Origin of the sequence: Synechococcus sp. JA-3-3Ab (assembly GCF_000013205.1) — a bacterium.
Lineage (GTDB): Bacteria > Cyanobacteriota > Cyanobacteriia > Thermostichales > Thermostichaceae > Thermostichus.
In genome coordinates this window covers 1,112,501-1,124,675 of sequence record NC_007775.1, presented here as the reverse complement: position 1 = coordinate 1,124,675, position 12,175 = coordinate 1,112,501, and the positions used below count along the sequence as shown (strand labels likewise).

9 protein-coding genes and 1 pseudogene (1 of these 10 only partly in view) are annotated in these 12,175 nt (G+C 61.4%); 8 read left to right on the top strand and 2 right to left on the bottom strand.

Annotated elements, in window-relative coordinates:
• The first annotated feature begins 191 nt into the window (after positions 1-191).
• From CYA_RS05140 to CYA_RS05125, 4 genes are all read left to right on the top strand, one after another.
• Positions 192-1,145 (top strand): 6-carboxytetrahydropterin synthase, encoded by a 954-nt coding sequence (locus CYA_RS05140; protein ID WP_011429971.1) that lies wholly within the window; start codon positions 192-194, stop codon positions 1,143-1,145.
• Complete coding sequence (locus tag CYA_RS05135) at positions 1,129-2,442, top strand: DNA double-strand break repair nuclease NurA (RefSeq protein ID WP_011429970.1); 1,314 nt, start codon at positions 1,129-1,131, stop codon at positions 2,440-2,442. Before CYA_RS05140 ends, CYA_RS05135 begins: the two co-directional genes overlap by 17 nt.
• Positions 2,443-2,686: 244 nt before the next feature.
• On the top strand, positions 2,687-6,091 hold the full coding sequence (gene treS / locus CYA_RS05130) for a maltose alpha-D-glucosyltransferase (RefSeq protein WP_228375459.1): 3,405 nt from the start codon (positions 2,687-2,689) through the stop codon (positions 6,089-6,091).
• Between the two features lie 35 nt (positions 6,092-6,126).
• Positions 6,127-6,516: an SOS response-associated peptidase gene (locus tag CYA_RS05125; RefSeq protein ID WP_011429968.1), complete on the top strand. Its 390-nt coding sequence runs from the start codon at positions 6,127-6,129 to the stop codon at positions 6,514-6,516.
• A 400-nt stretch (positions 6,517-6,916) separates the two neighbouring features.
• Here the strand turns inward: CYA_RS05125 and CYA_RS15720 are convergent, their stop codons facing one another.
• Positions 6,917-7,132, bottom strand: a complete 216-nt coding sequence (locus tag CYA_RS15720) for a hypothetical protein (RefSeq protein ID WP_369781491.1) — start codon at positions 7,130-7,132, stop codon at positions 6,917-6,919.
• 349 nt (positions 7,133-7,481) lie between these two features.
• On the opposite strand from CYA_RS15720, the pseudogene CYA_RS14675 reads away from it, so the two are divergent.
• The 3 genes and pseudogenes from CYA_RS14675 to CYA_RS05115 form a co-directional block, all read left to right on the top strand.
• Positions 7,482-7,613 (top strand): annotated as a pseudogene (locus tag CYA_RS14675) (IS200/IS605 family transposase); the annotation flags it as partial.
• Positions 7,614-7,749: 136 nt separating this feature from the next.
• A complete protein-coding gene (locus CYA_RS05120; protein ID WP_011429967.1) occupies positions 7,750-9,096 on the top strand; it encodes a 16S rRNA (cytosine(967)-C(5))-methyltransferase in 1,347 nt (448 codons plus the stop codon).
• A 33-nt stretch (positions 9,097-9,129) separates the two neighbouring features.
• Positions 9,130-9,942: a TrmH family RNA methyltransferase gene (locus CYA_RS05115; protein ID WP_011429966.1), complete on the top strand. Its 813-nt coding sequence runs from the start codon at positions 9,130-9,132 to the stop codon at positions 9,940-9,942.
• Positions 9,943-9,957: 15 nt separating this feature from the next.
• Here the strand turns inward: CYA_RS05115 and recA are convergent, their stop codons facing one another.
• Positions 9,958-11,082, bottom strand: a complete 1,125-nt coding sequence (gene recA / locus CYA_RS05110; protein ID WP_049749737.1) for a recombinase RecA — start codon at positions 11,080-11,082, stop codon at positions 9,958-9,960.
• A 253-nt stretch (positions 11,083-11,335) separates the two neighbouring features.
• Here recA and lgt point away from each other — a divergent pair, with 253 nt between their 5' ends.
• Positions 11,336-12,175: the 5' portion of a prolipoprotein diacylglyceryl transferase gene (gene lgt, locus CYA_RS05105; protein WP_011429964.1), read on the top strand. The gene runs 15 nt beyond the window's last position; 840 of the gene's 855 nt are visible here — the first part of the coding sequence; its start codon is at positions 11,336-11,338; its stop codon lies off the right edge, out of view.

The following is a 12,175-nucleotide window of genomic DNA, read 5'->3' as shown; positions in this document are numbered from 1 at the left end:
CGGGCCCAAAGACTTTCTTACCTTTACCAGGTTGACACACTCTTGGCCCCCTAGGGCGAGATTTTGGCCATCCATCCCCAAGGGCTTCAGGAGGAAGGCGCGCCGAGCCAGGCGCAGGGATCCCTCGCCGCAGGGGCAGTGCTGGTTTGGAGTTTATGCTGAAGGAGGGATCCCTTTCTCTCATAGCCCTCATGTCCAGAACCTGTACCATCTACCGCCGCGCCCACTTTGCCGCCAGCCACCGCTACTGGCTGCCGGAGCTCTCCGAAGCTGAGAACCTGGCCCGCTTCGGCTCCCACGCCCGCTTTCCCGGCCACGGCCACAACTACGTGCTGGAGGTGGGCCTGACGGGGGAGGTAGACGAGTACGGCATGGTGCTCAACCTCTCCCAGGTCAAGCAGGTAATTCGGGAGCGGGTGATTCAAGAACTGAACTTCGCCTACCTCAACCAAGTCTGGCCAGAGTTTGCCCAAACCCTGCCCACCACCGAGTTCATTGCCTACACCATCTGGCAGCGCCTAGCCGACGCGCTGCCGCTCAGCAGTGTGCGCCTCTACGAAGATCCCCAGCTTTGGGCCGAATACCGAGGAGAAGCGATGCAAGCCTATTTGACCGTTGCCACCCACTTTAGCGCCGCCCACCGCTTGGCCCTCGATCACCTCAGCCTGGAAGAGAACACTGCCATCTACGGCCTCTGCGCTCGCCCCCACGGCCACGGCCACAACTACGGCCTGGAGATTACCGTCAAGGGATCCATCGACCCGCGCACAGGGATGATCGTGGATTTGGCAGCTCTGCAGCGGGTGATTGAGGAGCAGGTGGTGAAGCCCCTGGATCACACTTTCTTGAACAAAGACGTCCCCTACTTTGCCCAGGTGGTGCCCACCGCCGAAAACATCGCCCTCTACGTCCAGCGGCTGCTGACTTTGCCCCTGCGCGAGCTGGGGGTGCAACTGCATCGGGTTCGCCTGCAAGAGAGCCCCAACAACAGCAGCGAAGTCTACGGGGAGTTTCCGCTAGAGGAGCTGGGCGCAGCTACCGCTGCCACCACATACCCCGCGAGCGAGGGCAAGAGGGATCCCTCCGAAGTGGAGCCCCTGGCCGCCGGCAGGGCTGAGCCAGCCGCCTATGCTGGATCTGGTTAAGCTGAGCGGGCAGATTCCCGCCTTTGCCCGCCACCTGCAGCAGGAGTCGAAGGCCAACCAAGAGCGTCTGCGCCTGGCCTTGCAGGAGTTTGCCCGCCTGCAGCGAGAACCCCAAACCTGGCAGTCGCGCTGGGCGGAGTGGAGCTCCCATCTCGCCTTTACCTGCGCCAGCCCCGCCGAGCCGCCGGAAACCTGGGGATCCCTGCCCAAAGTCGAGCCCTTGCAGGGGCCGCACACGGTGGTGGCCACCGACGGCTCCCAGATCCTGCCCAGCCACCACGAGATTGCCTACTGCTCGCTCATCAACATCGGGCGGGTGGCTCTCCACTACGGCACGCAAGAGTGGCCGCTGCTGGACAGCCAGCCCCTGCTGATCTACGGGCAGGAGCCCTTTGCTCAACCTGAGCGATCCAACTCTCTTCCAGGAACAGCCCTCCACCCTCTTCGCCACCGACCCAGCCGATCGCGTAGGCAGGCCGTAGGCCTTGGGGAAGAAGATCGCGGGGAGGGGGGGGAGATTGCGTTGGATGCCGAAGCGGTGCTGGCTTTGCGGCGGGCTCAGGCAGAGCTGGAGGAGCTGGCCCAATTGGCCCTGCCGCTGCCTAGGAGTCGCCCCGTGCTAGCGCTGCTGGATGGATCCCTCATCCCCTGGGGGCTGGAGCCGCTGCCCAAGCCAGCCCAGCGTCCCTGGCTGGATCCCATCCTGGCAACTCTGGAGCAGTTGCGGGCAGCTCGCATCCCCCTGGTGGGCTACATCAGCGCTTCCCGCAGCAGCGAAACCCTCAACTATCTGCGCCTGGGGTTGTGTCCCTACCTGGGCTGCGACTGCTATCGCTACTGCGCCGGCGAGAAAACTCCCCCCTGCCAGCCCTTTGCCCCCCTAGCAGATCGCGTTTTTTGGGGATCCCTGCTGCAGCCGGGAGAGCGCAGCCCCCTCTGGCGCAGTGGCGCCAGCGTCTTGGAGACTTTTGGGGAACACCACATCCACTGCTGTTACTTGAATGTCGGCGCAAACCCTGGGGAGGGATCCCTGCCGGAGATCGCCCGGCTAGAGTTTCCCGCCTGGGTGGCTCAAGACGCCGAGTTGCTGCAGCGGGCCCTGGCCGGAGTGCTAAGCCAGGTGCAAAAGGGCTTTGGCTACCCCATCGCCCTGGCGGAAGCCCACCATCTGGCCGTGGTGCGCAGCGGGGATCGGCAGCGCTTCTTCGCCTTGATCGAGCAGGAGCTGATCCGCGCCGGCCTGCGCCATGTAGCCGTCTCCCGTAAGGAAGCCCAGAAGCGAACCGGCATCGCCTAATTGGTGCCAGTGCTGCAAAACCCTTCCTCCCTACCTCCCCTCTCCCTCAGGGAGAGGGGCTGGGGGTGAGGGCTCCCCCTGGGAGAGGGGCTGGCGGTGAGGGGTTAAAATCACCCTGTCAGACCCAAAACCGCATCGCCTACCGGGATCCCTGGCACCCCAGAAAAGGCTGCAGCCTATTGAGGGGATCCCTGTTCAACGGTTAGGGTTGCCAAGGTGTCCAAATCCTGTCTCTGTTGCCGATATGATGAGCCAAGCCCCTCTGCGCAGCCTCGTCTCTCCCTTAACCTACAACCCCCTCTGGTACAAAGACGCGATCATCTACGAGCTACCGGTGCGCGCCTTTTTCGACAGTGATGGCGATGGCGTGGGCGACTTCCAGGGTTTGACCGAAAAGCTGGACTATTTGCAGGATCTGGGCATCACGGCCATCTGGCTGCTGCCCTTTTTCCCTTCCCCGCTGCGGGATGATGGCTATGATGTTTCTGATTTTACCAACGTTAACCCCGCGCTGGGCACCCTAGAGGACTTTAAAATCTTTCTAGATGCCGCCCACCAACGCGGGATCCGCGTCATCATCGAGCTGATCCTCAACCACACCTCCGATCAGCATCCCTGGTTTCAGCGGGCTCGGCGCGCCGCCCCCGGCACCCCTGAGCGGGACTTCTACGTCTGGAGCGACACCCCGGAAAAGTACAAAGAGGCCCGCATCATCTTTCAAGACTTTGAAACCTCCAACTGGGCCTGGGATCCGGTGGCCAAGGCCTACTACTGGCATCGCTTCTACTCCCACCAGCCGGATCTCAACTACGACAACCCCGCCGTGCAGAAGGCCATCTTCGAGGTGGTGGACTTTTGGTTGAGCATGGGGGTGGACGGCCTGCGGCTGGACGCCGTGCCCTACCTATACGAGCGGGAGGGAACCAACTGCGAGAACCTGCCGGAAACCCACGCCTTCCTTAAGGCCCTACGCAAATACATTGACGAAAGATATCCCAACCGCATGCTGCTGGCAGAAGCCAACCAGTGGCCGGAAGATGCTGTGGCCTACTTCGGCGACGGGGACGAGTGCCACATGGACTTTCACTTCCCCCTGATGCCGCGGCTGTTCATGGCCATCCAGATGGAGGATCGCTTCCCCATCATCGACATCCTGCAGCAGACTCCCCCCATTCCCGAAACCTGCCAGTGGGCCATCTTCCTGCGCAACCACGACGAGCTCACCCTGGAGATGGTCACTGACGAGGAGCGCGACTACATGTACCAGGTGTACGCCAAGGATCCCAACGCGCGGGTCAATCTGGGCATCCGCCGCCGCTTGGCGCCCCTGCTGGGCAACAGCCGCCGCCGCATCGAGCTGATGAACAGCCTGCTGTTTTCTCTGCCCGGCACGCCGGTCATCTACTACGGCGACGAGATCGGCATGGGGGACAACATCTACTTAGGGGATCGCAACAGCGTGCGCACGCCGATGCAGTGGAGCGCCGACCGCAACGCCGGCTTCTCTCGGGCTAACCCGCAGAAGCTCTACCTGCCCATCGTCATCGACGCCGAGTACCACTACGAAACCGTCAACGTGGAAGCGCAGCGGAACAACCCCTATTCCCTGTGGTGGACGATGAAACGGATGATCGCGGTGCGCAAGCGCTTCCAAGCCTTTGGCCGGGGCTCTTTTGAGCTGCTGCACCCGGAAAACCGCAAGGTGCTGGCCTTTATGCGGGCCTACGGCGACGAGCGCATCCTGGTGGTGGCCAACCTCTCCCGCTACGCGCAGTTTGTGGAGCTGGACTTGGCCCACTGGGAGGGGCTGATCCCGGTGGAGATCTTCGGGCGCACGCCGTTTCCTCCCATCGGCCAACTGCCCTATTTCCTGACCCTGGGCCCCCACTCCTTCTACTGGTTTTCCCTCGAGCCGCAGCGACAAACGGAGCGGATCCACCCCAGCCACAGCAAGCCAGAAGAGTTGGATCGCCTGCCCACCCTGCTGGTTCAAAACGGCAGTTGGGAAAGCCTCTTCCAGGGGGAAAGCCAAAAGCAGGTGGAGGCGGTGCTGGGCGACTACCTCTACCGCTGCCGTTGGTTCGGCTCCAAAGCCCGCCAGATCCAGTCGGCCCAGATCTTGGATGCCATTCCCTGTAACCGGGAAGGGGATCCCCCCTTTCGGGGCCAGATTTTGCTTTTGCAGGTCGAGTTTACCGAGGGGGAGGCAGAACTCTACTCTTTACCCGTGGGCTATGCCATCCAGGAGGCGGCCATGCACCTGCGCGTAGAGGCGCCCCAGGCGGCGATTGTCCCTGTGCAAGTGGCTGGGGAGCCGCCGGGCGTGCTGTTCGACGCCCTGGCCGATAAAAGCTTTTTGTCGTTGCCGCTGCAGATCATCGCCCAGCAGGGCCGTCTGCGCCACTCCTCAGGGGAGCTGTGGGCCACCACCTTTGCCCCTTTTGAGTACCACCTCGGCCTGGAACCCCGCATCCTCAAGGCGGAGCAGAGCAACACCTCGGTGGTCTACGGCAGCCAGTACATCCTCAAGTTCTACCGCAAGGTGGCCGAGGGGGTAAATCCAGAGCTGGAGATCGGCCGCTATCTGCTGGAGCACCATCCCCAGGTGCGGGTGCCGCGGCTGTTGGGATCCCTGGAGTATCGCCGCCGCCGTGGGGCGCGGGGCTTTGATCCCGGCGATCAGCCCATCACGTTGGCCATCTTGCAGGAGTACATCCCCAACGAGGGGGATGCCTGGCACTACACGCTGGACAGCCTGGGGCAGTTTTTCGAGACGGTGCTGGTTCATCACGCAGAGGCGGAAGCGGTGCCCGTGCCGCGGGGATCCTTTCTGGAACTCTCGCACCTTCCCTTGCCGGAGCTGGCCTACGCCACCATCGGCAGCTACCTGGAGTCGGTGCGGATCTTGGCCAAGCGCACCGCCGAGCTGCACTTTGCCTTGGCCGCCGACACCGAGAACAAGGACTTTGCCCCCGAGCCCTTCTCCAGTCTCTACCAGCGCTCCATCTATCAATCGATGCGCAATTTGGTGGGGCAGGTGTTTCCGCTGCTCAACAAGCAGATCCCCAAGCTGCCCGAACTGGAGGCTAAGTTGGCCCGCACCGTTCGCGACCAAGAAGGGGGGATCATGAGCCGCTTCCGCCTCATCCTGGAGCGGAAGATCACGGCTTTGCGCACCCGCTGCCATGGGGATTACCACCTGGGCCAGGTGCTGTTTACCGGCAAGGACTTTGTCATCATCGACTTTGAAGGGGAGCCGGCCCGGTCGCTAGGAGAGCGCCGCCTCAAACGCTGCCCCCTGCGGGATGTGGCGGGAATGCTGCGCTCTTTCCACTACGCCGTCCACACCGGCTTGCGCCAGCAATTGGAAAGCGGGCTGGTTTGCGGGGACAAGTGCCCTGACATGATGCGCTGGGCCCAGTTTTGGCACCGCTGGGTCTGCGCCGCCTTCTTGGCCGAATATCTGCAGGTGGCTTCTCAAGGGGCTTTTCTGCCCCGCAGCCCGCAGGAGCTGGAAGTGCTGCTCGAGGCCTACCTGCTGGAGAAGGCCATCTACGAGCTGGGCTACGAGCTCAACCACCGCCCCGAGTGGGTGGAGATCCCGCTGCGGGGGATCCTGCAGTTGCTGGGCATTTCCACCAAGGTCTGAGGGATCCCAGATGTGCGGACGGTTTAGCCTGGCAGTTGCCCCCGAACGGCTGCAGCAGCATTTTCCAATCGAGAGGGGGGCAGTCGCTCCAGCCCCGCGACAACATCGCCCCTTCTCAGCCGGTGCTGGCGGTGGTGGCGGGATCCCTGCAGCGTCAGGCAGTCCATTTCCGCTGGGGCTTGATCCCTAGGTGGAGCCAAGCTCCCCAGGCTGGGTGGATCAATGCCCGCGCCGAGACGGTGGCCGAAAAACCCTCTTTCCGCCAGGCCTTTTGCCGCCGCCGCCTCCTGATCCCGGCAGATGGCTTCTATGAGTGGGTCGGCCGGGGCAAGCAGGGGAGGCAACCCTACTGGTTTTACCTAGTGGAGCGACTGTTGACACTCCCACCCAGGGGATTCTTACGCAGCCCACAAAAGAACCCGTAACGGCGTTGTCAAAGCGCCTCTAGACAGTTCCTTCACGCAAAGCCCCAAGGTTCTGCTGACTTTCTTAAGCAGATTGGCGGCAGCATTTGCCTCAGCCTTGACCAACCACCCCTTTGCCGTTTGGTACAGGCCCCGCTTGACACGCTTTCCAGAGGGTCTCCACCCGTCGGGTTTTTCACCATAATTAGGTAGCTCATCTCCATCTAGGAAGCTTGCCTGCGATCTTTACGCCTCCTCTACCTCAATAAACTCAACGCCATAATGCTGACATAATTGCGCAATACGCTCCTTGAACCGACCTGTTGGGACGAAAACAAAGTTTTGGTTAAAACCGCATTCTTGTTTTTGTTCTTTGTTCCAACCGAAGAGGATTCTCCCAATTGAGTGGTGCAAACAGAAGTCAATGACCTTGCGCGCAGCTTTGTGGACCGCATTCTCCGGTTTCCGTAATTCGGTCAAGCTTTTGCAACCAAAACCCCTGCGGCTTGTGAGTCTTGAGCCTAGCCAGCTCCTTGTTGTGCCACTGGTTAAAGGACTTGACTTTGCGGCCATCAATGATGAAGCTATGTCCTAAGTTGCTAACGCACGTAAGCCAGTTGTTGACTCCGTGGTCAATTGCTAGAGCTTTTCTCGGATCCAGTGATTTGGGCTGGGCAGGCTTGGCATAGACCCACTCCAGCTACAGACTTACACGTCTGTTGTGCGGCGGAGACATACATTGCGATGAAGTGCTTGTTTTGGGTTCTCCCCATCTCAGCGCAAAGCGCACCATAGCTTGCCCATCGCTTCGTTTTGAAATAGACTTGTCTCGCATAGTACAGAGCACAGTTGCTTATTAGACTGTTGACACAAGTATTCTAATAGGGGGACTAGCTTCCTGTTCCTGACTCGAACCTGCTGACAGCCGTACTTCATCATTGTTGGCAAGCGGCATGACAACCGCAGTCTGACATGGGCAAGCGATAGTGCGAGAGGAAAGTCAACGGTACAATCACTACAACCATGGTGTGGGGCTAGCGGTTGTTCATCTCATTTTTTGGCCAAAGAGAAGGAAAAAGGTGTTGGTGGGAGAAGTCAGGAACAGGTTGTTTGAGCTATGAAACTATATCAACGACCCCCATCATGGGTAAGCGACTAAAGTGGCTAGCGGGCTTTTCCGGCGCTCACTCAAGTGCGGGGCTACCAAGCTATCCTTTTGTGTCGGGAAGCAACCTGATCTTTTTTGGAGCGGCCATGAACGCGCGTCAACTGGCCCTCTTGGCTCTGCAGAAGATCGAGCGGCACAACGCCTATGCCGACGTGGTGCTAGAACACTTGTTGGCCCATAGCCGCCTGATCCCTGCCGACTGCCACCTGGTCAGCGAGTTGGTGTATGGGATTACCCGCCGTCGCCGCACCCTTGATGCCCTGATCGACTGCTTTGCCCGGCGCCCCGCCCACCAGCAACCGCTCGATTTGCGGCTGATTCTCTACCTTGGCTTCTACCAACTGGCTTTTCTGGATCACATCCCGCCCAGGGCCGCCATTCACACCAGCGTGGAGCTGGCCCGCCAGGTGGGCCTGGGATCCCTGACGGGGGTAGTCAACGGCATCTTGCGCGCCTACCAGCGGCAAGCGTTGGATGGGGCGGAAAAGGATCCCCTCAAGCCCTTGCAGGACACTCTGCCCACTGACCCGATTCAGGCCTTGGGGATCCGGCATAGCTTTCCCGATTGGCTGGTGCGCCTCTGGTGGGAGCGCCTGGGACCAGCCGAGACCGAGCAGTTGTGCGCCTGGTTCAACCAGCCGCCCCACCTGGATCTGCGGGTCAACCCGCTGCGGGCGGATGTGGACAAAGTCATCCAAGCCTTGGCAGAAGCGGGGATCCCTGCCTCACCCATCCCTGAGGTGCCGGGCGCCCTGCGCCTGGGACAACATGCCGGCGACATCACGGCCCTGCCCGGCTTTGCCCAAGGCTGGTGGAGCGTTCAGGATGCCAGCGCCCAGCAGGTGGTGCACTATCTGGATCCCCAGCCGGGAGAGCGAGTCATCGACTGCTGCGCCGCTCCGGGCGGCAAGACCACGCATATGGCCGAGCAGATGCAGGATCGCGGCGAGATCTGGGCCCTGGACCGCCATCCCCACCGCCTGCGCCGCCTAGAGGAAAATGTGCAGCGCTTGGGCTTGAGCTCGATCCGTCCCCTGGCCATCGACCTGCTCTCCCTGGACGCCGCTGCCGAACCTCCTGCACCCCTGCCCCCGTGGCAGAGCGCCGACCGAGTGTTGTTGGATGCCCCCTGCTCCGGCTTGGGCACCCTGCACCGCCACGCCGACGCCCGCTGGCGGCAAACCCCCGCCCAGATTCAAGAGCTGGCCCATCTGCAAGCTCAGCTTCTGCAGGTGGCAGCCCGGTGGCTCAAGCCGGGCGGACTGTTGGTGTACGCCACCTGCACCCTGCATCCTGCCGAAAACGAGGCAGTCATCCAGTCTTTTCTGAACCGGCATCCCCACTGGGCTGCCGAAGGGGATCCCCTGCTCATCTGGCCTCATCGCCAGGATCGGGATGGATTTTTTATCCAACGGTTGCGTCGCCGCGATTAAGCCTTCCCCGCCCCATCTCTCCTCTTCCTCCGCATGGCTTCTGAGCTGCTCACCAGCCCCAAAAACCCTTGGATCCGACAGTTGCGGCAGTTGCACCGCAGCAAAGGCCGGCGAGAACAGGGCGCCTTCCTGGTCGAGGGATCCCACCTCCTCGAAGAGGCGCTGGGGGTCGGCTGGCCTCTGCGAGCTGTCTGCTACACCTTCGACTGGGCTGAGCGTCACCCCCGCTTGTTGGCCAGCCTGCCCAAGCATCTGCGGCGGCAGGCCGTCAGCTTGGAAGTGATGGCGGCCCTCTCTACGACCGAGTCTCCGGAAGGGGTTGTAGCTGTGGCCGTTAGCCGGCAAATCGCCTCCCCTCCCCCAGAGGCGCTGCGCCTGGGCTTGGTGGTCGAAACGCTGCAAGATCCAGGTAATTTGGGATCCCTGATCCGCGTCGTGGCGGCCACCGGAGCCGATGGCCTCTGGCTAAGCGCAGACAGCGTCGATCCGGAAAACCCCAAAGTCCTGCGGGCCTCCGCCGGCCAGTGGTTTCGCCGCCCGCCTCAGGTTCTCTCTGACTTGCCCGCCTGGATCCAGTCCTGTCGTCGCCAAGGGATCCAAGTTTTGGCCGCCACCCTCGCCCCTCTGGCCACCTGTTACTGGGATCACGACCTCACTCGGCCAACCCTTTTTCTCTTGGGCAACGAAGGGGCTGGCCTGCAGGAATCGACGATCCAACTGGCCGATGCCCAGGTGCGGATCCCGATGGCTGCTGGCGTCGAGTCCCTCAACGTGGCCATGACCGGGGGATTGCTGCTCTACGAAGCTTTGCGCCAGCAGCGAGCCCAGTTGAGAGGCACAGCTTGAAGAGCCGCCCTCGTTTCAAAACTCCTCATCTGCAAAGATGGGGGCCTCAACCTCTTCCTGCTCTCCCTCCTCTATCCCCCCCGGTCGGCTGGCAGAAACCGTTACCCCTGCAGAAAGTTTTTCCCGCACAGCCGCTTCCACCTCCGCCAGGATCTCCGGCTTTTCTTTCAGGTAAACGACCAGATTGTCTCTCCCTTGGGCCACATTTTCCTCTTTGTAGCTGTACCAGGAACCGCGTCGTTTGAGAATGCCCATCTCCTCGGCCAGATCGACAATGCAGCCGATGTTGGAGATGCCCTGGCCGAAGATGATGTCGAATTCTGCCCGCCGGAATGGGGGAGCAACTTTGTTTTTCACCACCTTGACCCGCGCCCGGATCCCGTATTCTTCAGCACCTTTCTTCAGAGTTTGCACGCGGCGAATATCCAGCCGCACCGACGCATAGAACTTGAGGGCATTGCCGCCAGTGGTGGTTTCCTGGAGGCCGTAGCCGATGCCGCCGATTTTGGAGCGCAACTGGTTGAGGAACAGAACAATTGACCCGGTTTTGCTGACGTTGCCGGCAATCTTGCGCAGCGCTTGGCTCATCAGGCGGGCCTGTAACCCCACATGGGCGTCTCCCATATCCCCCTCGATCTCGGCGCGGGGAACCAACGCTGCCACCGAGTCCACCACCACAATGTCCACAGCAGCAGAGCGCACCAGTTGATCGACAATCTCCAGGGCGGCCTCCCCCGTGTCCGGCTGGGAGATGAGCAGATTCTGGATATCTACCCCCAAAGCCGCCGCGTAGGCGGGATCCAGCGCGTGCTCGGCATCCACAAAAGCAGCCGTTCCCCCTCGTTTTTGCACCTCAGCGATGGCGTGCAGAGCAACCGAGGTTTTCCCAGAAGATTCCGGCCCGAAGACTTCGATGATTCGCCCCTTGGGGTAGCCACCGCCCATGGCCAAGTCGAGGGTGATAGCGCCGCTGGGTATGGTCTCCACCCGCATCTGGGCCGCATCTCCCAGGCGCATGATCGCCCCTTTGCCAAAATTGCGCTCGATCTGGCCCAACACCTGATCCAGAGCTTTGCGTTTCTCCGACTTCAACTTGTCCAAGTCGTCGCCGTTGTTCACGTCGGCAGCTTTGCGGGCCATAACCAGCACCCTCCCCCAGGAGTCGCGGTGGAAAATCAAGCCTGCATTCTAACATTGTCGCCTTGTTGCCCCCAGCGGATCCCTTGATCTCCCTCCAATTGCAGTCAGCTCGTACCTTGCCTCGGTTCCAAGCTCCCCTCTCCCTGAGGGAGAGGGGCTGGGGGTGAGGGCCGCTCCCTGAGGGAGAGGGGTTGGGGGTGAGGGTCGCAGAACAGGTAGAGTGAGCTAGAAAGACCGGTTTAGGAATACTGCCGTGTTCACGACCCTGGTGTTGCGATCCCCCGGTCCAATTGTGTTTAGCTGGGGGCCATTCAGCCTACGCTGGTATGGCCTGCTGATCGGCTTAGCAACCGTTTTGGGCCTGTTTCTAGCTCGCCACCTGGCGGCACGGCGCGGTCTTCCCCCCAATTCCATGTCCGATCTGCTGCCGTGGCTGGTGGTGGGATCCCTGCCCCTTGCCCGTTTTTACTACGTGGCTTTTGAGTGGGAGCGATATCGAGATGGCCCTTGGTGGAAAGTCCTGGCCCTCTGGCAGGGGGGAATGGCCATCCATGGCGCTTTGCTCGGGGGCACTGCAGCGCTTTACCTGTTTGCCCACCGGCATCGGCTCAACTTCTGGCTGCTGGCCGATTGCATCGTTCCTTCCCTCAGCCTTGGCCAGAGCATCGGTCGCTGGGGCAACTTCTTCAACAACGAGGCCTATGGAAAGGCTTTGTCTCCGGCTAGTTCTCTGTGGATCCAACTGCAGCTCCCCGACGGATCCCGCGTGCATCCCACTTTTTTGTACGAATCCCTCTGGAACCTCGGCCTCTTCGGGATCCTGCTCTTTTTGAACTATCGGCGCCAGCCTCCGCCCGGTAGCCTCCTGGGCCTCTACCTGCTGGGGTATAGTCTTGGACGCTTCTGGATCGAGGGGCTGCGCGCCGACAGCCTCATGCTGGGGCCCCTGCGGGTGGCCCAGGGGGTGAGCCTACTGCTCATCGGAGCTGGCCTGGCCCTGATGCTGACCGCTCAAAGACGTGCTTCTGCTCACCTGAGCCCAGTGAGGCCCTCACCCGCTCTCTCGACAGGGATCCCTGCCCCTGAGCACCCC

Bases quoted from the DNA above. Each gene is read 5' to 3' on its own strand.
- CYA_RS05140 (WP_011429971.1), top strand. From the start codon at position 192: ATGTCCAGAACCTGTACCATCTACCGCCGCGCCCACTTTGCCGCCAGC.
- CYA_RS05135 (WP_011429970.1), top strand. From the start codon at position 1,129: ATGCTGGATCTGGTTAAGCTGAGCGGGCAGATTCCCGCCTTTGCCCGC.
- treS (WP_228375459.1), top strand. From the start codon at position 2,687: ATGATGAGCCAAGCCCCTCTGCGCAGCCTCGTCTCTCCCTTAACCTAC.
- CYA_RS05120 (WP_011429967.1), top strand. From the start codon at position 7,750: ATGAACGCGCGTCAACTGGCCCTCTTGGCTCTGCAGAAGATCGAGCGG.
- CYA_RS05115 (WP_011429966.1), top strand. From the start codon at position 9,130: ATGGCTTCTGAGCTGCTCACCAGCCCCAAAAACCCTTGGATCCGACAG.
- recA (WP_049749737.1), bottom strand. From the start codon at position 11,082: ATGGCCCGCAAAGCTGCCGACGTGAACAACGGCGACGACTTGGACAAG.